The following is a 21,596-nucleotide window of genomic DNA, read 5'->3' on the forward strand; positions in this document are numbered from 1 at the left end:
CCACCTGATCCGCATGCAAAAGTGGCCTGGAAGGTGGTAATCCTGTGCAAACAGCCCGGGGTTCAACACCATTCACACGGATTACGCACCATCCAGGCCACCTCAAGCAGGTCTGATAGCCTCTATGTGGTGGTCATTGGCAAAGTGTTCCGTCTTGTAAAAAGAAAGTTCATGGCGCCCAAGGGAACCTGGCTCGCTCGATAAGGCCTGATGTGCAAGGATGTCGCGCCAGACATCGTTCGCTGAACGCAAAACCAAGGATTTTCATGACTGCCATTCCCACCCCTGCGCCTGTGGTTCCAGGACGCCAGGAACAAATGTCGACCCGTATCGCGTTTTTTATTGCAGGCTTCGGTATTGCCGCCTGGGCCCCCTTGGTCCCCTATGCCAAGGCACGCGCACAACTCAACGAAGGTACGCTGGGCCTGTTGCTGTTGTGCCTGGGCGTGGGGTCCATAATCGCCATGCCGGTAGCCGGCGTGCTGGCGTCACGCTATGGCTGCCGACGTGTGCTCAGCGCCGGGACGATCCTGCTTTGCGTGGCCTTGCCGATGCTGGCCACGGTCAGCTCGATACCGTGGCTGATAGCAGGGTTGTTTCTGTTCGGTGCAGGCCTTGGCACGGTGGACTCCACCGTCAACCTGCAGGCGGTGATCGTTGAACGGGCCAGTGGCAAAACCATGATGTCGGGTTTCCATGGGCTGTTCAGCCTGGGAGGGATTGTCGGGGCGGCGGGTGTCAGCGCGTTGCTGGGCTTGGGGCTCTCACCGCTTTCGGCCACCCTGGTGGTCATCGTGATTACGCTGGCCGCACTGCTCAAGGCGGCCCCGCACTTGTTGCCCTACGGCAGTGAGAGCCGCGGCCCAGCCTTTGCCATCCCGCACGGCGTGGTGCTGTTTATCGGCTGCCTGTGTTTTATCGTGTTCCTGGCAGAAGGTGCCGTGCTCGACTGGAGCGCCGTGTTCCTCAGTGACGAACGCGGCCTCGATGAAGCCTATGCGGGCCTGGGTTATGCGGCGTTTGCCTTGACCATGACCATCGGACGCCTGACCGGTGATGCCATTGTTCGTCGCCTGGGTGCCACACGGGTAATCGTGATCGGCGGCGCGCTGGCCACCACCGGCATGCTGTTGGCCACGCTGCTTCCCGCGTGGGAGACCGCGCTGCTGGGCTATGCACTGGTAGGCGCCGGCTGTTCGAATATCGTGCCGGTGCTGTACACCGCAGTCGGCAAACAAACGGTCATGCCGGAGCATATTGCGGTGCCCGCCATTACCACACTGGGTTATACGGGTATTCTCGCAGGCCCCGCGCTGATCGGCTTTATCGCCCACGGCAGCAGCCTGAGCGTGGCCTTTGTGTTGATCGCCGTGCTCCTGCTGGGCGTAGCGATCAGTGGGAAAATACTGCGGGTGTAATAACCCCGGGGCACTACAGGTTCTTGTTGTTTTCAAGCCAGCCATCAAGGTCTTTGTTGCTCAACCACCCCTTCTGGTAATGACTGCCATAAATGCGTCGCCAGCCAGAATGGATGCGTTCCAGTGAGCTCAAGAGCCTGGGGCGGTCCACCAGGTTTTTGGACATGTACACCAGTTGTTCGCTGTACATCTTTTTCGGCAACCCCGTGGCAGGGTCCCGAATGACCACGCCCTCCTTGTCCATTTCGTCCGGGTCCCTGCTGATTGAGACAAGCCTCTCGATCTGCACATAGCCGACGCTCTCAAAAAAGCTTATACGGTCCCGGGACCTGTCACGCAGCTCATCAAATGCCGCCCTGAACGCCTGCACCAGCTCGACATTGGTCTTGGCGTGAAAGGGGTCCGAGCTGAAGGCATTCGGGTCGCTGTTGCCAAATACGCCCTCTACGGCCCTCGACAGACTTTGCCGCGTTATAAAACCCTTCTCATCGAGGATTGCGTCGATCAACCGTGGGCGCAGGACAAGGGCTCTGGCCAGCAGGATGGCGTTATTGAGCGCTGGTGTATCAGTCATTTTTTCACTGGCGATTCGCTGCAGCGACGACAGTTTCAATCCTTCATTTTTCATGAAAGTTTTCCAGCGCGGAAAAATGATCACCCAGCGCCTTCACTAGCTGGCTATCCGGCAGTTGGGTATAGGGATTCACATGGGTTGCACGCGCTGGTGGCGTGTTTTTCAGCTCCTGATGATGCTGCGTGATCTCGTCAGGCGTGGCCCATCGCAAGGGGCGCCGGAAACCTGAGGATCGAATCGTGCTGGGCAAAGGTTGATTGTCAACCTGCCACCCACGCGGCGTGTTCTCGCTTGAAGCAGCATGAGCTTTCTGTTGTGCGTCATCCGGTATCGCATCATGGCGGCTCGTGATATCGGGCCGCAGCAGAGGTACCCCACCGTCAATTGCCATGTTTCATTTCCACCTTTACTAGATCCATACTCAGACCGGCCACCACCGTCACTGCAAGAGTGGCTTCCAACAAGCGCAAAGTATGTGGCCTACCGCCCGCAATGGTTCCGGGGTAGCCGATCATTTTCGATGACTGCATGTAAACAACGAGCAGGGCCTGGGCGCAGATTCAGTCAGGTTCTCGGGACGACAACGTTCCCGACCTGCCCCCCCCCAGCAAGGCTTTTATAGCGCTGATCAGCCCCGTTGTGACACCTGCGCCAGCCTCCATTGTGGCGCCTGGAGCAACGGGGGGTCGGTAGGGCAGCATGCCCTTGGCAAAGTCGTCCGCTGCCGGGGCCTTGAATGTGTATTGACCAGAAAAATTCTTGAATTGCTGAACTTCGGCACCTTCCTTGCCAGGCGTATCCTGACTCTGGACGCCGATAGATTGGCCCTGCGTGCTGTTTTCGCAAGGAGGCACAAGAAGGGATTGCGGCAGGCCGGGAGTTTGAGTTCCAAACGACGTTGAAGTCATGTCAACACCCTCGCTTTGAGTAAAACCGGCAGCGTCATAAAGGCCGCCAGATACACGTTATGTGGCAACCCACTGAAAACAGTTCCTGATCATTGAAGTAGCAGGCGATGAGCGGATGCGGGCAGTATCAGACTGCCCTGTCATCGAGAAATTGGGAATCCGGGGCGAACCGGGAAACACCGCGAAAGACTTGCGGTACTTCCCGGTTCTGTACTGCCAGCGGTCTAACGGGACAACTTCTTCAACGCTTTCTTGTTGATCCTGCCGTCATAGTCGGGGCCAGCAGTATTGTCCATTTGTTGCAGCAGGTTGGACCGGTTGGAGACCTCCCTTGCCAGTTGGGTGAGTTGATCCCTGTAAGTGTCACCCGTCAGCGGGCGCTGGGCCTTGGCATCGAGATCGGCGAACTTGATATCTTTGCTCCAGAAGCTTCCTTTCAACTGATTGAAGTTCTTAAGCATGTCCTTGGCGAGTTGTTCGTCGTCCTTGAACTTCAACGGGTTGTCGGAGCGTATGACGTCATAGATATTTTGCCGGGTAAGCTGAGCATCCAACCCACCCGTACGACCGTCGCGGTCAAGCGCTTTGAGAAGGTCCGGACGTTTCATGATTTCTCTCGCCAGCCGGGTGTCCTGGTCCTTGTGCGGATGGCCTGTCAGAGGGCTTTCAGCCTTGGTTTTCAAACCTTGTGGCGTAATGTACGACGGGTTTTTCGGATCGTTGAATACCTTGAAGTTGTCCAGCAGTTGCTGGGCCAACTGATCATGGCTGCGTTTTGAATAGATCGGATCCGGCTGCTGAGGAAAAGGCCTTGGCGGCGGGCTCCCATGGTGCGGAGGCCTGCCCCCCCGAGCTGCATCGCTCTGCACACCAGCAAGCACAGGCCCCAACTTAGTCTCTGGCCCGCCGAAACTAGGCCCCTTGGAGGCTGGTCCGGTGGCCGGCGCGGCAGCGCCCGTGGTGTTGGCCTTTGCTTCGGCCCCATGACGCGTGGCGTCATTAGGTAGGTTGACGATAGGCTGATTGAACGCAGGTACCGACATAATGTTCTCCAGTGCGGCTTGTTGACACGATGTACCTCACCGTCCAAAGCACCCCGGCGATAAGCTGATCGCGGGATGCCCGTGCACAGTGGGCTAATTGTGTCTGTGGCAGGCCTACGGAGTTCGGTTCCTGAAAGCGATGAAAATCGCTTAAAAAAGGTAGGACGAGTACCAGAACAACCCTTCAACATCGACAGAAGGATCGTAAGAGGCAAGAGCAACACCAGGAGGAAAAGCACATTGACGCGTGTCAGCATCAATGCACCCATCAAAAGACAAAGCGCCGCCGCCCCGATCACCCTCAGGACAGGCGACGATCCCCGTCAGAAACCCACGCTCGCCTGTACAAAGAACGTCCGCGGCTCGCCCAGGTAAATCCCGGAGTTGTTATCACTGGAACGGGTGTAGTGCTGCTGGTCGAACAGGTTTTTCACCCCCACGCCCAGCTTCAGGTTCGATAACTGGGCGCCAAAGTCATAGCCACTGCGTACGTTGACGGAAACATACCCCGGGATATCACCGTACTGGCCATCTGCGGTCGGCTGCGTGATATAGGTGCTGGTGGTACCGGGTGCCCGTTGGCCGGACTGAGCATACGCGTCCAGGTTATGGGTCCAGTGGTTGACGGCATAACGCAGCCCCAGTGTCGCCACTTGCCGGGAATACAACGGCAGGTCACGGCCCTTGAACGCCACGTCGCCTTCGGCGGTCGCCTTGGTGTAAGTGAAACCGGCGTTGGCGGTCAAACCGTCCAGGCGCGGGTCGAGGTTGGACAGATCGTAGTGGGCCGAGGTCTCGATACCCGTGTGCTTGGTGGCGCCCAGGTTGGTCCAACCTACGTCATTGCTGACGTACTGCAGCTCGTCGGAGAAGTCGATATAGAACAACGTCACTTCGCCACCCCAGACATCATCGTTGTAGCGGGTGCCGATCTCGTAGGTCTTGGCCTTTTCCGGCTCCAGGCCATTGGCCGTCTGGTCGCCGTTACCGCCCTGGCCCAACTGGAAATATTGCAGGCTGCCGAAGGACGTTTCGTAGTTGGCAAACAGTTTCCAGGCATCGGAGACGTGGTACATCACGCTCAGGGCTGGCAACGGTTCGTTGTTCTTGACCTCACGACGTTTCTCCTGGGTGCGGGTGCCGTTCAAGCCCACCACCGGCCGGTCATGCCATTCGGTGCGGATGCTTTCAAAGCGGATGCCGGGTGTGATCGTCCACTTGCCAACATCGATCTTGTCGTCAATGTAGAACGCATTGGCCTCGGTGCCACCGGTACGGTCCTGATAGACATGGCCGTCATTCTGGCCGACCGGTGTGGGTACGTTGTTGACCAGCCGCAGGTTGCTGGCCTGTTCGTGCATCCCCTCTTTCAGGTAGCGGTAGCCGACACTGACTTCCTGGCTGGTCGGCCCCAGGTCGAACACATGGGACACCCGTGGCTCGATGCCAAACGTGTAGTAGGTGCGCGGAAAGGAACCGAGGGTCACTTGGTCACGGCTGGCGATGTTGCTGCCGCGAAAACTGTCGGAATAGTACGTCAGCACTTCGGCCTGGGTACGGTCGTCGATCTGGCGGATGTACTTGAACGAGACATCCTTGCGCCGCCCGCTGAAGTTGTCCCAATCGCGCACCGACTGATAAGGATTGGCGTCGTACTGCTTCTGGGTCAGGCCGCCGGGCATGTCGGCGCTGGCGTCGTAGTAGTGGAAATTGAGGGTGAAATCGTCTTGATCGGTCGGCGCCCAGTGGGTCTTGAGGATCACATCGTCGATATCGTTGCCGCTGTTGCTATCGCGGTACCCGTTGCCATTGACCCCGGAATACAGCAGCGCCATGCCAATGCCATTGTCCGCAGTACCGCCGATAAAGGCGTTGTCGACATGTTTCCAACCCCCGTGGGACGAGGTTTGCAGGGTGGTACCGACTTCACCGGAAAAGGTCTCGGGGATCGCCCGGGTCACGAAGTTGATCACCCCGCCGACGTTCTGCGGTCCATAACGCACGGAGCCGGCGCCACGTACCACGTCGATACTCTCCAGGTTGCCGGCTGAGATCGGCGCCATCGACAACTGTGGCTGACCGTAGGGCGCGAAAGCAGCGGGAATACCGTCAATCAATACCGTGGAGCGCGGTGACAAGCGCGACGTCAGGCCACGTACACCGACGTTGAGGGAAATATCGCTGCCGCCGGTACCGTTGGACTCCTGCACCTGCACACCGGGCACCCGGCGCAGCACATCACCGACGTTCATCGCGCCCTGCTCCACCATGGCCTCGCGACGGATCACGGTTCGTGCGCCGGGGTGGTTCTGCACCACTTCGGCATTGGCATCCCCCAGCCAGTCGCCCACCACCTTGATATCGGTCGCACCGAGCTCCAGGGGGGAACCGGCTTCACCGGTACCATTGGCCTGAGGATGCAGAGTCACTGAACCCGAGTCGATCTGATAGTCCAGGCCACTGCCTTGCAACAACTGGCGCAGGGCCTCTTCCGGCGACAGGTTGCCGTCGACGGCCGGGGCCTGTTTGCCGGCCACCATCTGCGGGCTGAAAAATACTTGCAGCGAAGTTTGCTGGCCCAATTGGCTCAGCGCCGCCCCAAGGGACTGAGCCTTGATATGAATGGCATCGTCAGCAAAAGCCGCTGGCATTGCGGCACTGACCGCCAAGGCCAGGGCCAGGGGGGCCCAGCGGGAGGTTTTATTGTTGTTCGCAGCGAGTTTTTTCACGTCGTACCTAGTCCGGTGATGCCAAGAGAGCGCGGCTGTTAATGCAAACCAGTTGCAGTTGGACAAGAAGACGAAGAACTCGAAAAAAACCTGAACCTAGCGCGAAATTATTTCCTGGCTACCGTCAGGCAGCGTGCGCAAGGCCACCGGCAGAATGTGCGGCAAGGCCTTGAGCAAGGCATCGGTGTCGTTGGCCTTGAACACGCTGGTCAGGCGCAAATCACTGGCTGACGCACTGACCCGCAGCGGTTTTTCGCGGTAACGCGAGACTTCCCGCACCACTTCACCGAGGCTGGCGTTGTTGAATATTAGTTTGCCGGTACGCCAGGCCGTCAGCTCTTGCGGGTTGACCGCATAGGCCGCCGCCACCGCGCCCTGGCTATCGACGGTTGTACCCAGGCCAGCCGTCAGTGTAACCGCTGGCTGCGCCGCATGCCCTTGCACCTTGACCGTCCCCGCCTCGACCACCACCCGGGTTCGGTCATCGTCACGGCGCACATCAAAACGCGTCCCGGTGACCGTCACCTGCCCGGCGCCGGCCTGCACCACAAACGGCCGACTGGTGTCGTGTTCGACGCTGAACATCGCTTCGCCCTGCTTGAGCTCGATACCGCGCCGCCCCTTTTCGTAATGCACCACCACCACACTGCGACTGTTCAGATCCATCAGCGAACCATCAGGCAGCGCCACCTGGCGACGCTCCCCCAATACGGTGCTGAATTGAGCGTCATACGCCGCCGGATGATCCAGGCCACTGAACAGCCCAAGGCCAACGGCCACCGCCAATACACTGGCCGCCATGGCATAACGCACGACCGAGCGCCGCTTGCGTACGGCCGGCTCATCACACAGCGCCTGCAAACGGCCCTTGGGCAGCAGATCGGTGGCGTTCCACAGCCCTTGCAGTACCTCGAATTCATACTGGTGCTCAGGATGTTCCCTGCACCAGTCATCGAAAAGACGCTTGTCTTCGACACTCACCGGGCGGCCCTGCAAACGCACGAACCACTGCGCCGCCTCGTCACGCACCGTTACGCTGCCACAGGCACACTCACGGGTATCCATCATGGAAGATCCTGTTTCAAAGCGGGCATTGGTCATGGTGCCAGCGCGTCCAGGCGGTCACGCAGATGCCGCAGGGTGCGGATCATATACTTTTCCACCATGTTTTTAGAAAGCCCCAGGCGCTCGGCGATTTCCTGCTGGGTCAAGCCCTCGATCTTTTGCCAGATGAAGATCTTGCGGCAATTGAGCGGCAATTCGGCCAGGGCCCGCTCGATGGAGTCTGCGAGCTGGAACGCGTGCATGAAATGCTCCGGGTCGCCATTAGGCGACATACTCTGATCAAAGGCTTGCAGCTCCATTGCCCCGCGACGATCTTCGCGACGATAGGCATCCACCGCAATATTGCGCGCCGTCTGGTGCAAATAGGCACGCGGCTGCTCGACCAGCGCCGACTTGGACTCCAGAACCCGCACAAACGTATCGTGGGCCAGGTCCTCGGCCTGCTGGCGATTACGCAGGCGCCGCGTCCACGTCCCGACCAACTCTTCGTAGTACGCGAAAAAGCCTGGTCTGCGGGGCGGCTGGGGAGTCATCGGGATGCACTGGGTAGGCGGGACGTGAATAGTAATGTTTCCTATTAAGCGGAGCAATTGCTTCCCGTCGCCAATCCAGTCTCTAGACCAACCGCTTGATCTGCTTATGCCGCCACACCAACCGGTAATACGCGGCCTGCAACCCGAGCATCACCAGGTAGGTCACCGGAAACGCCATCCACACCCCTTCCAGGCCAAAGCGTGCATTGAGCAGATACGCCACCGGCAACTCCACGCCCAGCACGCAGAAGATCGAGATCGCCACCGGCATCAGCACCACGCCACTGGCGCGCATGATGCCGCCAATCACCGCCTGGAAGCCAAACACCAGAATGCTCCAGAGCATGATGTGCAGCAGGTGTTCGGCCTGGACCCGTGCCTGTACATCAGTGATGAACAGACCCAGTAGCCAGTGGGACAAGGCGTAGCCGAGCAGGATCAGGCCACCCGTCAGGCACAGGTTGATGGCAAGCCCGGTGCGCAGGATCGGGCCGATGCGCTCCAGGCGTCCGGCGCCAATGGCTTGGGCACCGAGGATCGAGGCGGTGATGGCAATCGACAGTGCCGGGAACTGTACGTAGTTGACGATCTGCGTCACCGCGCCATACGCCGCCGTCGCCTGAGAGCCGTGGCCATTGACCAACGCCAGGATGACCAGCTCCGACAGGGACAGCACCACCATCTGCAACCCCGTGGGCAGGCCGATGCGCAGGACCTTGCCGAGGACCGCCCGGTCCAGGCGCAAGGCTGCCAGCAACGCGCGATCCGGTGCCATCACATGCTTTTTATGGCGCAGGCGCAGCACCAGAAACAGCATCGCCACGGCGTTGGCCACCAATCCTGCATAGGCCGCACTCTGGATGCCCATGGGCGGCAACCCCAGCCACCCGCGGATCAGCGCCGGGGTCAACAACAGGCCGACCACCGTCGAGACCATCAACGCCAATAACGGCGAAATCGTATCGCTCACACCCCGCAGCAGTTGGGTATAGAGGATGAACACCAGCAGCAGCGGCATGATCAGCATCATCACCTGGGCATAGCCGACGGCTTCGTCCAGCACATCCAGCGGCGTGCCCAGCGCCTGCATGGCCCCACGCGCGAACAGGCTGCCGAGCACGGCCGCAATCACCCCGATCAATGCGCCCAGGGTCAGCGTTGCACCGGTGATGACCTTGACCAGCGCGGTCTCCCGCGCCCCCCAAGCCTGGCCAATCAGCACCGAAGCGCCCGCCCCCAGGCCAATCACCAACGCGATGAAAAAGAACACAATGGGAAACATCCCCGACACCGCCGCCAGCGCCTGGGTGCCGAGCATCTGCCCGACATAGATGCCATTGAGAGTGCCGGAAAAACTCTGGAGGAAGTTGGACAGCACCATCGGCGCAAGAAAAAACAGGTAGACCTGCCACAGCGGGCGTTGCACAGGGTTTTGCATGAAAAACGGGGCCTTTGGAGTACACAGCGACCGAGGGGTTATAGCGTATTGGATCCGATCTTGCTGTGTTTTAAATCACGCCCCCCCGCGAACACCCTCTAACCCAGCATTTCCCGAAGCCTGTACCACAACATGCCCAGTGCCAATAATGGCGAGCGCAATGCCTTGCCACCCGGGAAGGTCATATGCGGCACCCGGCTGAAGGTATCCAGGCCCGGGCTGACGCCTGCGTGAATAGCTTCGGCCAGCAAACGCGCACACCAGTGGGTGACGTTCAACCCGTGTCCCGAATAGCCTTGGGCGTAGAACACGTTGGGGTACTGCTGTAACCGGCCGACCTGGGGGAAACGATTGGCAGTAATACCAATCTTGCCGCCCCATTGGAACTCGATGGCGGTGTCGGCCAACTGCGGGAAGACCTTGAGCATCTTCGGCCGCATATAAGCGGCGATGTCCAGCGGGTCACGTCCCGAGTAATGACAGGCGCCACCGAACAGCAGCCGCCGGTCTGCCGAAAGCCGGTAGTAATCCAGGCCGACTTTCTGGTCGCACAATGCCAGGTTTTGCGGGATCAACTGGTTGGCCATCTCATCGGATAACGACTCGGTGGCGATGATGTAGCTGCCAGCAGGCAGCACTTTGCCACTCAAGCGCGGCTCCAGTTCTTCCAGATGCGCATTGCACGCCAAGACCAGGCTAGCGGCCCGTACGGTGCCGCTGGCAGAGCGCACCTGCACGGTCTCGCCATGGATCAATTCCAGCACTGGAGTGTGCTCGAAGATCCGCACGCCAAGGGCCTCGGCCACGCGGGCTTCGCCCAGGACCAGGTTCAGCGGATGCAAGTGGCCCGAGCCCATGTCCACCAAGCCCCCGGCATACACCTGCGAACCGACCACCTGCGCCATATCCTGCGCCGCTATCAGTCGGGTTTCAGGCACATAACCCAAGGCGGCCAGGCTATCCTGCTCACCCTTGAACGCGGCAAATTGCGCCGGCGTATTGGCCAATTCACAAAAACCCCAGCGCAGGTCACAGTCGATGGCGTGTTCGCGAATGCGCTCCCCCACCAACGCCACCGACTCGATCCCGGCCCGTTGCAGGTAACGCACGCCCTCCTCGCCCACATGCCGGGCAAACCCCGAGACATCATGGCCGATCCCCCGGATCAACTGCCCACCATTGCGCCCGCTGGCGCCCCAGCCAATGCGCCGGGCTTCCAGCAGGATCACCGAAAGGCCGCGCTGGGCCAGTTCGATGGCCGTGTTGACGCCGGTAAACCCGCCGCCGATCACACACACATCGGCACTCAGGTCCGCGGACAATGTTGGGCGTTGCACCATGGCATTGGCCGACGCCAGGTAGTAGGAACGGGCGTGGTCTTGGGACTGATTCATCGGTTGGACTTCACTTTGCTCCAGGCCCGGGTCATCACACGCATGATGGCCGGGCTGGGGGTGGTGGAAATATACAGTTTGTCGAGCACATCCTGGGGTGGGTACACCTCAGGATTGTTCACCAGTTCCGGCTCCATGAAGGCCTTTGCCGCCAGGTTGGGATTGGCGTAGCCGACGTAGGTGCTGACCTTGGCAATCACCTCGGGGTCCAGCAGGTAGTTGATAAACGCGTGGGCTTGCTTGGGGTTGGTGGCGTCCGCAGGGATCGCCAGTAAGTCGAACCACAGGTTGCTGCCCTCCTTGGGAATCGAATAGGCGATGTTCACGCCGTTCTTGGCTTCCTTGGCACGGTTGGCCGCCTGGAACACGTCGCCGGAATAACCGAAGGCCACGCAGATATCGCCGTTGGCCAGGTCCGAGATGTATTTGGAGGAGTGGAAATAGGTGATGTACGGGCGCAGGGTCAGCAACTTGGCTTCGGCCTTTTCGTAATCGCCGACCTTCTCGCTGCGCGGGTCCATGCCCATATAGTTGAGGATCGCCGGGAACGCCTCGTCCGCCGAGTCCAGGAATGCCACGCCACATTGCTGCAGCTTCTTCAGGTTCTCGGGCTCGAACATCACCGCCCACGAATCAATGTGGTCCACCCCCAGCACTTGCTTGACCTTATCGACGTTGTAGCCGATGCCATTGGTGCCCCACAGGTACGGCACCGAATGCGCATTACCCGGGTCGTTCTGCTCCAGCAATTTCAGCAGTTTGGGGTCCAGGTTCTGGTAATTGGGCAGCTGCGCGCGGTCCAGCTTCAAGAAGGCACCGGCCTTGACCTGGCGCGCCAGGAAGTGATTGGACGGTACCACCACGTCATACCCGGTACGCCCCGCCAGTAATTTACCCTCCAGGGTTTCGTTGGAGTCGAACACGTCGTAGACCACCTTGATCCCGGTCTTGGCCTGGAAGTCAGCCAAGGTGGTCTCGCCAATGTAGTCGGTCCAGTTATAGACGCTGACACTCGGTGCAGCCTGGCTGGCACTGCTGAATACCGCAGCCAGGGCCAGTGGGAGAAGTTGTTTGACGAGACGCATATCGACACCCCTTTGCATGATTAATTATTGTTAGATCAACCCAAGCCGGCTCCTACAAAGCGTCAGACGCTCAGCAACAGGAACTCACGCTCCCAGGAGCTGATTACACGCTTGAAGTTCTCGTGCTCGGCGCGTTTCACCGCGACATAGCCACGCACAAACTTGTCCCCCAGGTACTGCTTGACCGTGTCGCAGGCCTCCATTCTTGCCAGCGCATCTTCGATGGTGATCGGCAGGCGCAGGTTGCGGCGTTCATAGGCGCGGCCTTCCACCGGAGCACTCGGCTCGATCTTCTCGATCATCCCCAGGTAGCCGCACAACAGGCTGGCGGCGATGGCCAGGTACGGGTTGGCATCGGCTCCCGGCAGGCGGTTTTCCACGCGCATGGCATCGGGGCTGGAGGTCGGCACCCGCAGGCCGACGGTGCGGTTTTCTTCGCCCCACTCCACGTTGACCGGGGCCGAGGTGTCCGGCAAAAAGCGGCGGAACGAGTTGACGTTGGGCGCGAACATCGGCAACAGCATCGGAATGTATTTCTGCAAACCGCCAATGTGATGCAGGAACAGTTGGCTCATCTGCCCCTCGGCATCGACAAACACCGGCTTGCCCGTGGCAATGTCCACCACGCTCTGGTGCAAGTGCATGGCGCTGCCCGGCTCGTCGGCCACAGGCTTGGCCATGAAGGTCGCGGCCACATTGTGCTTGAGCGCGGCTTCGCGCAGGGTGCGCTTGAATACGGTGATCTGGTCGGCCAGGTCCAGAGCGTCGCCGTGACGGAAGTTGATTTCCATCTGCGCCGGGCCGTCTTCGTGGATCAGCGTGTCGAGGTCCAGGCCCTGGGCTTCGCACCAGTCGTAGACATCTTCGAACAGCGGGTCGAACTCGTTGGCCGCGTCAATGGAGAACGACTGGCGCCCGGTCTCGGCGCGACCGGAACGGCCCACTGGGGTTTTCAGCGGCAGGTCCGGGTCCTCGCAGCGCTGGGTCAGGTAGAACTCCATCTCCGGCGCGACAATCGGCTGCCAGCCCTGCTCGGTGTAGAGCTGCAGGACTTTTTTCAGCACATTGCGCGGCGACAGTTCGATGGGGTTGCCCTGCTTGTCGAAGGTGTCGTGGATCACGATGGCGGTGGGTTCGATGGCCCACGGCACTACGTAGGTGGCGTTGGCCACCGGGCGGCAGATCATGTCGATATCGGCCGGGTCCAGCAGGTCATAATAGATGTCGTCGTCGACAAAATCCCCGGTTACCGTTTGCAGCAACACACTTTCCGGCAGGCGCATGCCGCGCTCATGCAGGAACTTGTTGGTGGGCGCAATCTTGCCGCGGGCGATGCCCGTCAGGTCGCTGATCACGCATTCGACTTCGGTAATCTTGTGTTCTTTCAGCCAGGCAGACAGCTGATCGAAAGGGGCATTCATAAAGACCTCGGCATGGGTTGGGTGCTGCACCGGCTTGTACTCCCGGTGCATTGAGGTCTATCTTGGGCCAGCCTTCAAACGGCATCTATCCACTTTGCACGAACCACAACGCACCAATAGAGTGCGCACGGATCACCCATGACACAGGCAACAGCTTTGCGCGTACAGGCCTTCACCACCGGTGATGTGGCCGCTCAATGCAGTGCGACACCCGGCTGGGTGCAGCAGTACCAGCAGATGTCCCCAGGGCATTTTGCCGGGCAGGTCCGCTACCTCGACCTGCAAGGCGTGGAAGTGTACGAAGAGCGGATGAACACGCGGATCGAGCAGAATTTCAACGCGCCAAAAGGCTCCCTGGCGTTCTGTTTCGACGGCAGTGATAACGCGCTCTACCTGCTCAATGGCGAAAGCCGCAACACCTGGATCACCCCGGAAAACTACCGTGAAGTGGCGGTGGTGTTCGGCCCGCAGTTCGTGCAACGCCATGGCCTGGACGTGGAAAAACTCGAAGGTTTGTTCATGGCGCCATTGACCTGCCAACAAAACGCCCTGTTCAGCCGCTGGCTCAGTGGCACCCTGACGCGCTTGTCCAGCGTGATCGACCCGATCAGCCGCGACACCCTCACCCGGCAACTGCTGGACGACTGCCTGTTCATCCTCGACAACGCCTGCGTGTGTCTGGACCAGGGTTCGCTGCGCCGGCGCAACGCAGAGCGCAGCCTGATGGCGCGTATCGGCGAGTGGGCAGCGGATGTGCCAGACGAGACCGTCAACCTGCTGCAACTGGCGCAGATTGCCGGTGTGCCGCTGCGTCAGCTGCAGCAAGGCTTCAAGACCTACACCGGGATGAGCCCGGCGCAGTGGTTGCGCCTGCGCCGGTTGAACGGTGCGCGGCGCGAGCTGTTGAGCACAGCCCAGACCACCGTGGCCGAGGTCGCGATGAACTGGTCGTTCTGGCATTTGGGACGGTTCTCCAACAGCTACCGTGCGTTATTCAAGGAACTGCCCAGCGAAACCCGTAAACGCCACTGCTGAAATGCAATCTACTGTGAGCAGTGTTCCGACAAAAATCCCACAGCCACCTCGGGTTGATTTTTAGTGCTGCGTTATCGTTAACGATGTTCGCGGGCAAGCCAGCGCCTACATTTAGAAAGTGGCGCCCAGCAGTTGGCTCAAGACCGCCCGCAGCTTGCCCGGCTTGACCGGTTTGTTGAGCAACGGCGCTTCCAGGCGCTGCAACGAGCGTCGGCACTGGTCGGTGCGGTCGGCAGTGATGATCACGGCGGGGATCTTCAACGCAAAATGCGCGCGCAACTGCCTGACCACATCGCAGCCAACCACGCCATGGTCAAGATGGTAGTCCGCCAGGATCAGCTCCGGTGCCCGGCCCTGCAACGCCTTCAAAGCACCCGCCTGATCCGTCGCAGTCACCACCTCGCAGCCCCACTGCCCCAGCAACGCGCGCATGCTTTCCAGGATGCTGACTTCGTTATCCAGCACCAACAGGCGGCGCCCCGGCAGCGGGTTGCCGGTGCCGGCCTGGGGCGCTGCCTGGCTGATAGGCAGCGGCATTTCATCCGACAGCGGCACCTCGATGCTGAACATCGATCCGCGCCCCGGCCACGAACGCACCAGCACCTGGCAACCGAGGATCTTCGCGATGCGCTCGACAATCGCCAGCCCCAGCCCGACGCCCTTGCGGTCTGCCGCACGGCCCACATCCAGTTGGTTGAACTCCAGGAAGATCGACTCCAGGCTATCGGCGGCAATCCCACGACCGGTGTCCCACACTTCCAGGCGCAAGCGATCACCCCGTCGGCGCGCGCCCAACAGGATGCACCCAGCGTCGGTATAACGGCAGGCATTGCTGAGAAAATTACGCAGGATACGCGTGAGCAAGCGCAGGTCGGTGCGCAGTGCATAACGTCCCATATGCACGCGCAAATTCAGGCCCGCCGCTGCGGCCACCGACTGAAACTCCGAGACCAGCGGCGCCAGCAGTTCGTCGAGGCGATACACGGCGAAATCTGGTTTTACCGCAGCCTGATCGAGACGGGAAATATCCAGCAAGTCCGCCAGCAGATCCTCGGCACCTTCCAGGGCCTGATGCGTGCGCTCCACCAGGACCTTTTCCACACTCGGCAAGTCCCGCTCGCGCAAGGTCGAAATCAACAGCCGCGCCGCATTGAGCGGTTGCAGCAGGTCGTGGCTGGCGGCGGCCAGGTATTTGTCCTTGCTGCGGTTGGCGGCCTGCGCCGCGTCGCGGGCGTCGCGCAGGTCCTGCTCGATGCGCTCGCGCCGGGCGATCTGCTGTTGCAGGTTGCGGTTGGTGTCGAGCAATTCATCGGTGCGCGCGGCGACCCGTTGCTCCAGTTCGTCGTTGAGACGGATATAGCGTTTGCGCTCGGCCTCCAGCTCATCCAGACGCGCCGTCAGCTCCGGATAATGGCTCTTGCGCGCCGAGTGGTCGCCCAGCCCGAGCAGCCCGGCCAGCGCCCGTTGCTGATCATCAGAGAGCTTCGCCATAGACGACCTCGACGTCACGCTGGCTCGACTCGCGGGGGTTGGTCAGGATGCACGGATCATGCATGGCGTGTTGCGACAGGAACGGGATATCCGCCAGCCGCACCCCGTGCAGACCGAGGGTTTCATGGAAACCAATCGCGTGCTTGAGCGCAATCAGATGTTCCACCAGCCGCCCGCAGATCTGCCGGTGATTGAGACCCCGGCAGTCGATGCCGAAGGTCTCGGCAATCACCTTGAAGCGCTCCGGCGCCGAATTGTAGTTGAACGCCACCACGTGCTCGACCAGCACCGCATTGCACAAGCCATGGGGCAGGTCGAGAAAACCGCCGAGGCTGTGGGACATGGCATGTACCGCGCCGAGAATCGCATTGGAAAACGCCAGGCCGGCCTGCATGCTGCCCAGCATGATTTTCTCGCGCAAGGCGATATCGCCGGGGTTGGCGATCATCTGCACCAGGTTGCCGTTGATCAGGCGCATGGCTTCCAGCGCATGGGGGTCGGTCAGCGGCCCGTGACCGGTGGACACAAAGGCCTCGATGGCATGCACCAACGCGTCGATGCCGGTACAGGCCGACAGGAACGGGTCCATGCTGGCCGTGGTTTCCGGGTCGATCAGCGATACATCCGGCACCACCGCCTTGCTGACGATGGAGAACTTCATGCGTTCCTGCTGGTTGGAAATGATCACGAACTGCGAGACGTCGGCCGAGGTGCCGGCGGTGGTCGGGATCAGGATCAGCGGCGGGCTGGGCACGCGAATGGTGTCCACCCCTTCGAACTCAAGAATGCTGCGCCCGTGGGCAACCACAATGCCGATGGCCTTGCCGCAATCCATCGGGCTGCCACCACCGACCGCGACGATCACGTCGCAATGATTCTCGCGGTAGACCTCGGCGCCCTGCATCACTTCTTCGACACGCGGGTTGGGCGATACAGCGGTGTACAGACAGTATTCGATACCCAGGGCCTGCAGGCTGGCCTCGACATCCGCGACCCAACCAGCGGCGACCACGCCAGGGTCGCTGACCACCAGGACCTTGCGTGCACCAAAGGTCTTGGCGTAATTGCCGACATTGTGCCGGGAGCCGGCACCGAAGATGATTTCCGGGGAGACGAATTTACGCAGTTGGCTGAGACTTTGGCTCATTGGTAAGCCTGTTTTTATTGTTTTTGGAAGATACGGGCCACACTAACGCATCCGCTGGCGAATGCAATCAGACCAATGGGTGGCCCGCATCCCCGCTGAATTTTCAGCGGTTGGCGAAATACATGGTCACTTCAAAGCCAATACGCAGGTCGGTGTAGGCGGGTTTGGTCCACATGGGGCGATCCTCTTGTTATGCCGGGAGAGTCCGGTGAAGGCATTAATGCATGGCTGGGCTGACAGGCGAATGCTACTTTCGAACGAGCCGGCAACCTGCAATGGTCGCGGGTGTACCCCCATCAAAATGTGGGAGTCCCCACTACCTCTATGTGGGAGCTGTCGAGCACCGGCGAGGCTGCGATGGCGGTGTGACAGCCAGCAACCCTGTCACTGCTTCACCGCTATCGCGAGCAAGCCCACTCCCACTTTTTTGACCGCGTTAGATCAGAAGAACCCCAGCGGGTTGATGTCGTAGCTCACCAGCAGGTTCTTGGTCTGCTGGTAATGATCCAACATCATCTTGTGGTTCTCACGCCCCACGCCCGACTTCTTGTAACCACCAAACGCCGCATGCGCCGGGTACAGGTGATAACAGTTGGTCCACACCCGCCCGGCCTTGATCGCCCGGCCCATGCGGTAGGCGCGGTTGATGTCGCGGGTCCACAGCCCCGCACCCAGGCCGAATTCGCTGTCGTTGGCAATCGCCAGGGCTTGCGCTTCGTCCTTGAAGGTGGTCACGCCCACCACCGGACCGAAGATTTCTTCCTGGAACACGCGCATTTTGTTGTGGCCCTTGAGCAGGGTCGGCTGGATGTAATAGCCGCTGGACAGGTCGCCCTCCAGGTGTTCGGCAGCGCCACCGGCCAGCAGTTCGGCACCCTCCTCCTGGGCGATGGTCAGGTACGAGAGGATCTTGTCGTACTGTTGCTCGGACGCCTGGGCGCCAACCATGGTCTCGGTGTCCAGCGGGTTGCCACGCTTGATCTTGACGATCTTCTTCATCACCTCGGCCATGAACGGTTCGTAGATCGATTCCTGCACCAGCGCCCGCGACGGGCAGGTGCACACCTCACCTTGGTTGAAGAACGCCAGCACCAGGCCCTCGGCGGCTTTCTCGATAAAGGCCGGTTCTGCCTGCATGATGTCTTCAAAGAAGATATTCGGTGACTTGCCGCCCAGCTCGACGGTGGACGGAATAATATTCTCGGCCGCCGCGTGCATGATGTGCGCGCCCACCGGGGTGGAGCCGGTAAAGGCAATCTTGGCGATGCGCTTGCTGGTGGCCAGGGCCTCGCCGGCTTCACGGCCAAAGCCCTGGACAATGTTCAGCACGCCGGCCGGCAGCAGGTCGGCAATCAGCTCGGCAAACACCATGATCGACAACGGCGTCTGCTCGGCGGGCTTGAGCACGATGCAGTTGCCGGCGGCCAGGGCCGGCGCGAGTTTCCAGGCGGCCATCAGCAGCGGGAAGTTCCACGGGATGATCTGCCCAACCACGCCCAGGGGCTCGTGGAAGTGATAGGCAGTGGTCAGCTCGTTGATCTCGGCGGCGCCGCCTTCCTGGGCGCGGATGCAGCCGGCGAAGTAACGGAAATGGTCGGCGGCCAGCGGTACGTCGGCATTCAGGGTTTCGCGCACGGCCTTGCCGTTGTCCCAGGTTTCGGTGACGGCCAGCACTTCCAGGTGCTGCTCGATACGGTCGGCAATTTTCAGCAGCACCAGGGAGCGGTCCTGGGCCGAGGTCTTGCCCCAGGCGTCGGCGGCAGCGTGGGCAGCGTCCAGTGCCTTGTCGATATCGGCGGCGCTGGAGCGCGGAAACTCAGCGATCACTTCCCCGGTGACCGGCGAGGTGTTGGTGAAGTACTCACCGTTGACCGGGGCCACAAACTCGCCACCGATGAAGTTACCGTAGCGCGGCTTGAAAGTGACGATGGCGCCGGGGGTGCCAGGTTGTGCGTAGATCATGATGAGGCCTCTTTCGGTGTGATGTTGTTATTGATCTATCCGTTGCATCTGCCCGCGTTCATAGCGGGGATACAGGTGACTGACACTGCGGATCAGTTCGTAGCGGCCCAGGCTGATGGCCGCGAAACGTTCGGGGATGGGGCTGCGGATCATCTCGCCCATGGCGCTGCCGTTGGCGGCACCGGTGGCCATGAGCTGGTCGAGCCAGCCCAGGTAGTCACGCATTTGGGCGAAGGGTTGGGTGTCGGTTGCCACTGGGCCGTGACCAGGCACGATCACCTTCCAGGGCAGGCCTTGCAGGGTGGCGATATCCGCCAGCCATACCGACAGGCCTGGTGTGTTGGGCGTGGTCAGGGCACGCTGGTAAAACACCAGGTCGCCGGCAAACAGCACACCGGTTGTTTCATCGAGAATCGCCAGATCGGCACCCGTGTGGCCACTCAAGGCCAACAAGCGCAAACGCTGACTGCCGAAGGTCTGCACGCCGGGCGTTACGGTGTGGTTCGGCAGCAGTACTTCGGTGCCACGCATCCAGTCGCCGACCATGCGGTACATATTTTGCGCCATGACGTCGCCCTGCTCGCGCAGCAGCGTAGTGGTGCCTTGCAGGGCGCCGATGGGCACGTCCTTGAACGCTTGATTGCCCAGCACATGGTCGGGATGGTGATGGGTCAACAGGACCTGGATCACCGGCTTTTCAGTGACCGTGGCAATCGCCTGGCGCAATGCCTCGCCGTAGCGCCGGGACGGGCCGGTGTCGATCACCACTACCCCCGCCTGGGTGACGATAAACCCGGTATTGACGATATTGCCGCCGTTGTCCCTGGCGAAATTATCGGTGCTGCCTTCCAGCAGCCAGGTATCGGTGGCGATCTGCCGGGGCTTGAGGGCGTAGTCCAGGTCCGCCAGCGCCGGCAGGCTCAGGCCAAGCAATAGCCACAGGAGCAGTCTCATGGGATCGCCCCTTCGAATTGGCTGCCGCTGGTGTCGCGCAGCAGCAGGCGTACCGGCCCTGGCCCTTGCAGGTCAAACGCCAGGTCGGGGTTCTCGCTGACCGCTGCAAACAACTCCAGGCGTGCCAGCACCCGATCCTGGGCGTCGCGCAGCTCGGCATGGTTGATATAGAACTCGGGAATGCCGCTGACCATGCCATTGTCCATCGGGTGCGCCACTTGCAGGCGCAACCGGCTGAAATCGCTGCGTGGGTAACGACCGCCCAACACCTCGCCCAAATGCTCTTCCCAGCCCGGCTGGCTGCGCACCACGCTGGGCGCCGTGCAGCCACCGCCGGCGGCGTCGATCAGGGTCGAGCCGACATGCCACAGGCCATCCTTGGTCAATACGGCGGCGCGCAGCGGCGTGGCCTGTTCGATACGAATGCGGATCGCCAACCACGGCAACACGCCCTCGCCCGGTTGAAAATCGACGATTTTCGGCAGTGGATTGAGTTCGGCCCAGGCGATGATTTTCACCACCTCGCCCTTGAAGGCACGGGCGTCGATTTCCAGCGGCACCTGGCGCGCATCTTCGGCAAATGGCGGCGCCAGCAACTTGACCCGTTCATCAAAGACGAACGGGGCATTGTCCAGATACTGCTTGTGGTAGTAGCTCCACATCACCGACGGCACCGGGTCTTTGCCGGGGTCCATCCCGTAGGCGGCCAGTGGCAACCAGCAGGCCAACAGCCAACGTGCGCGCCAGCCCATGGCTTACTCCTCGACGTGCACGCTATCAAGATAGGTGCGCACCGCCCACAAGGCTTCCTGGCTCAGGTAGTCGGCCATCTTCGGCATATACACCCGGCCATCGCGCACGGCGCCGTGGCGCACCCGCTCCACAAACCACTCGTCCCCGGCATCGCCCTCATCAAGCATGCGCAGGTCAGGCGCAATCCCACCTGACTTGGCCTCCAGGCCGTGGCATGCGGCGCAGTTCTGGTTATAGGCCGAGGCGCCGACTTCCACGGCCTTATCGCGTTGCGGCGACTGGCGATACGGGTTCACCGCCGCCCAACCATCGGCATCCAGTGTCACGCCGGCATCCTTGATCGGCGTCAGTCCCTTGGTTTCCACGGCAGTGGGTGTCACGTTGCCATGAGCCCAGGCGGTGCCTGTGCCGATCACGCCGACCAAGAGGCCAGCCAACAGCAAGGCGTTGCGTTTTGTTGTCATTGTTTTTCCCTCAGGATTGCACGCAAAACCCCTTTGCAGAGGCTATGGCAACCATCTTAGGAACGCCTCGCCAAGGGCCGTATGCTGCTTTGGTGGCCGGGGTCTACTCCCTTGGTAGTAAGGCTTGCGAGGCACTGCTAAATCAGGTGCGGTTCGGGAAATTGTCCCGGCCACACCGGGAT

Annotated in this window: 19 protein-coding genes; 2 read left to right on the forward strand and 17 right to left on the reverse strand. The window is 60.8% G+C overall.

Annotated features, from left to right (window positions below; translation table 11 throughout):
* Positions 1-266: 266 nt before the first annotated feature.
* Complete coding sequence (locus tag FJD34_RS17840) at positions 267-1,418, forward strand: MFS transporter (protein ID WP_090291433.1); 1,152 nt, start codon at positions 267-269, stop codon at positions 1,416-1,418.
* A gap of 13 nt (positions 1,419-1,431) precedes the next feature.
* Here the strand turns inward: FJD34_RS17840 and FJD34_RS17845 are convergent, their stop codons facing one another.
* The 10 genes from FJD34_RS17845 to FJD34_RS17890 all read right to left on the reverse strand — a co-directional run bounded on the left by FJD34_RS17845 (position 1,432) and on the right by FJD34_RS17890 (position 13,608).
* Entirely contained in the window at positions 1,432-2,046 is a 615-nt protein-coding gene (locus FJD34_RS17845) for a hypothetical protein (RefSeq protein ID WP_032857483.1), read from the reverse strand.
* On the reverse strand, positions 2,036-2,383 hold the full coding sequence (locus tag FJD34_RS17850; protein WP_139115751.1) for a hypothetical protein: 348 nt from the start codon (positions 2,381-2,383) through the stop codon (positions 2,036-2,038). Before FJD34_RS17850 ends, FJD34_RS17845 begins: the two co-directional genes overlap by 11 nt.
* A 741-nt stretch (positions 2,384-3,124) precedes the next feature.
* Entirely contained in the window at positions 3,125-3,943 is an 819-nt protein-coding gene (locus FJD34_RS28415; RefSeq protein WP_223232715.1) for a hypothetical protein, read from the reverse strand.
* A 323-nt stretch (positions 3,944-4,266) separates the two neighbouring features.
* A complete protein-coding gene (locus tag FJD34_RS17860; protein WP_032857486.1) occupies positions 4,267-6,672 on the reverse strand; it encodes a TonB-dependent siderophore receptor in 2,406 nt (801 codons plus the stop codon).
* Positions 6,673-6,768: 96 nt separating this feature from the next.
* Positions 6,769-7,737 (reverse strand): FecR family protein, encoded by a 969-nt coding sequence (locus tag FJD34_RS17865; protein WP_090293179.1) that lies wholly within the window; start codon positions 7,735-7,737, stop codon positions 6,769-6,771.
* 32 nt (positions 7,738-7,769) lie between these two features.
* Positions 7,770-8,270 (reverse strand): sigma-70 family RNA polymerase sigma factor, encoded by a 501-nt coding sequence (locus tag FJD34_RS17870; RefSeq protein ID WP_032857487.1) that lies wholly within the window; start codon positions 8,268-8,270, stop codon positions 7,770-7,772.
* A gap of 82 nt (positions 8,271-8,352) precedes the next feature.
* On the reverse strand, positions 8,353-9,708 hold the full coding sequence (locus tag FJD34_RS17875) for an MATE family efflux transporter (RefSeq protein ID WP_065944434.1): 1,356 nt from the start codon (positions 9,706-9,708) through the stop codon (positions 8,353-8,355).
* A gap of 98 nt (positions 9,709-9,806) precedes the next feature.
* Positions 9,807-11,102, reverse strand: coding sequence for an NAD(P)/FAD-dependent oxidoreductase (locus tag FJD34_RS17880; RefSeq protein WP_090291435.1), 1,296 nt, complete (start codon positions 11,100-11,102; stop codon positions 9,807-9,809).
* Entirely contained in the window at positions 11,099-12,187 is a 1,089-nt protein-coding gene (locus FJD34_RS17885) for a polyamine ABC transporter substrate-binding protein (RefSeq protein WP_032857492.1), read from the reverse strand. Before FJD34_RS17885 ends, FJD34_RS17880 begins: the two co-directional genes overlap by 4 nt.
* Positions 12,188-12,249: 62 nt before the next feature.
* Positions 12,250-13,608: a glutamine synthetase family protein gene (locus tag FJD34_RS17890; protein ID WP_032857562.1), complete on the reverse strand. Its 1,359-nt coding sequence runs from the start codon at positions 13,606-13,608 to the stop codon at positions 12,250-12,252.
* Positions 13,609-13,746: 138 nt separating this feature from the next.
* Here FJD34_RS17890 and FJD34_RS17895 point away from each other — a divergent pair, with 138 nt between their 5' ends.
* Positions 13,747-14,643 (forward strand): helix-turn-helix domain-containing protein, encoded by an 897-nt coding sequence (locus FJD34_RS17895; RefSeq protein ID WP_032857493.1) that lies wholly within the window; start codon positions 13,747-13,749, stop codon positions 14,641-14,643.
* 111 nt (positions 14,644-14,754) lie between these two features.
* Here FJD34_RS17895 and FJD34_RS17900 read toward each other — a convergent pair whose 3' ends face one another.
* From FJD34_RS17900 to pedF, 7 genes are all read right to left on the reverse strand, one after another.
* Complete coding sequence (locus tag FJD34_RS17900; protein WP_065944436.1) at positions 14,755-16,134, reverse strand: ATP-binding response regulator; 1,380 nt, start codon at positions 16,132-16,134, stop codon at positions 14,755-14,757.
* Positions 16,118-17,281, reverse strand: a complete 1,164-nt coding sequence (gene ercA, locus FJD34_RS17905) for an alcohol dehydrogenase-like regulatory protein ErcA (protein WP_032857495.1) — start codon at positions 17,279-17,281, stop codon at positions 16,118-16,120. Before ercA ends, FJD34_RS17900 begins: the two co-directional genes overlap by 17 nt.
* Positions 17,282-17,384: 103 nt before the next feature.
* Positions 17,385-17,456 carry a pyrroloquinoline quinone precursor peptide PqqA gene (pqqA, locus tag FJD34_RS17910; protein WP_003243383.1) on the reverse strand — a complete coding sequence of 24 codons (72 nt, stop codon included), beginning with the start codon at positions 17,454-17,456 and terminating at the stop codon, positions 17,385-17,387.
* A gap of 266 nt (positions 17,457-17,722) precedes the next feature.
* Entirely contained in the window at positions 17,723-19,243 is a 1,521-nt protein-coding gene (gene exaC / locus FJD34_RS28150; RefSeq protein WP_032857496.1) for an acetaldehyde dehydrogenase ExaC, read from the reverse strand.
* A gap of 27 nt (positions 19,244-19,270) precedes the next feature.
* Positions 19,271-20,197 carry a quinoprotein relay system zinc metallohydrolase 1 gene (locus FJD34_RS28155; RefSeq protein ID WP_032857497.1) on the reverse strand — a complete coding sequence of 309 codons (927 nt, stop codon included), beginning with the start codon at positions 20,195-20,197 and terminating at the stop codon, positions 19,271-19,273.
* Positions 20,194-20,949, reverse strand: a complete 756-nt coding sequence (locus FJD34_RS17925; protein ID WP_090291437.1) for a quinoprotein dehydrogenase-associated SoxYZ-like carrier — start codon at positions 20,947-20,949, stop codon at positions 20,194-20,196. Before FJD34_RS17925 ends, FJD34_RS28155 begins: the two co-directional genes overlap by 4 nt.
* Before the next feature lie 3 nt (positions 20,950-20,952).
* A complete protein-coding gene (gene pedF / locus FJD34_RS17930) occupies positions 20,953-21,414 on the reverse strand; it encodes a cytochrome c-550 PedF (protein ID WP_032857500.1) in 462 nt (153 codons plus the stop codon).
* Positions 21,415-21,596 lie beyond the last annotated feature (182 nt).

This window comes from Pseudomonas brenneri, assembly GCF_007858285.1.
Classification (GTDB): Bacteria; Pseudomonadota; Gammaproteobacteria; order Pseudomonadales; family Pseudomonadaceae; genus Aquipseudomonas; species Aquipseudomonas brenneri.

What these genes read in the sequence shown, in the direction of transcription:
- ercA (WP_032857495.1), bottom strand. Translation starts at nt 17,281, where the DNA reads ATGAGCCAAAGTCTCAGCCAACTGCGTAAATTCGTCTCCCCGGAAATC.
- pedF (WP_032857500.1), bottom strand. Translation starts at nt 21,414, where the DNA reads ATGACAACAAAACGCAACGCCTTGCTGTTGGCTGGCCTCTTGGTCGGC.
- FJD34_RS17840 (WP_090291433.1), top strand. Translation starts at nt 267, where the DNA reads ATGACTGCCATTCCCACCCCTGCGCCTGTGGTTCCAGGACGCCAGGAA.
- FJD34_RS17895 (WP_032857493.1), top strand. Translation starts at nt 13,747, where the DNA reads ATGACACAGGCAACAGCTTTGCGCGTACAGGCCTTCACCACCGGTGAT.
- FJD34_RS17865 (WP_090293179.1), bottom strand. Translation starts at nt 7,737, where the DNA reads ATGGATACCCGTGAGTGTGCCTGTGGCAGCGTAACGGTGCGTGACGAG.
- FJD34_RS17890 (WP_032857562.1), bottom strand. Translation starts at nt 13,608, where the DNA reads ATGAATGCCCCTTTCGATCAGCTGTCTGCCTGGCTGAAAGAACACAAG.
- FJD34_RS28415 (WP_223232715.1), bottom strand. Translation starts at nt 3,943, where the DNA reads ATGTCGGTACCTGCGTTCAATCAGCCTATCGTCAACCTACCTAATGAC.
- FJD34_RS17880 (WP_090291435.1), bottom strand. Translation starts at nt 11,102, where the DNA reads ATGAATCAGTCCCAAGACCACGCCCGTTCCTACTACCTGGCGTCGGCC.
- FJD34_RS17885 (WP_032857492.1), bottom strand. Translation starts at nt 12,187, where the DNA reads ATGCGTCTCGTCAAACAACTTCTCCCACTGGCCCTGGCTGCGGTATTC.
- FJD34_RS17870 (WP_032857487.1), bottom strand. Translation starts at nt 8,270, where the DNA reads ATGACTCCCCAGCCGCCCCGCAGACCAGGCTTTTTCGCGTACTACGAA.
- exaC (WP_032857496.1), bottom strand. Translation starts at nt 19,243, where the DNA reads ATGATCTACGCACAACCTGGCACCCCCGGCGCCATCGTCACTTTCAAG.
- FJD34_RS28155 (WP_032857497.1), bottom strand. Translation starts at nt 20,197, where the DNA reads ATGAGACTGCTCCTGTGGCTATTGCTTGGCCTGAGCCTGCCGGCGCTG.
- FJD34_RS17845 (WP_032857483.1), bottom strand. Translation starts at nt 2,046, where the DNA reads ATGAAAAATGAAGGATTGAAACTGTCGTCGCTGCAGCGAATCGCCAGT.
- FJD34_RS17900 (WP_065944436.1), bottom strand. Translation starts at nt 16,134, where the DNA reads ATGGCGAAGCTCTCTGATGATCAGCAACGGGCGCTGGCCGGGCTGCTC.
- FJD34_RS17925 (WP_090291437.1), bottom strand. Translation starts at nt 20,949, where the DNA reads ATGGGCTGGCGCGCACGTTGGCTGTTGGCCTGCTGGTTGCCACTGGCC.
- FJD34_RS17875 (WP_065944434.1), bottom strand. Translation starts at nt 9,708, where the DNA reads ATGCAAAACCCTGTGCAACGCCCGCTGTGGCAGGTCTACCTGTTTTTT.
- FJD34_RS17850 (WP_139115751.1), bottom strand. Translation starts at nt 2,383, where the DNA reads ATGGCAATTGACGGTGGGGTACCTCTGCTGCGGCCCGATATCACGAGC.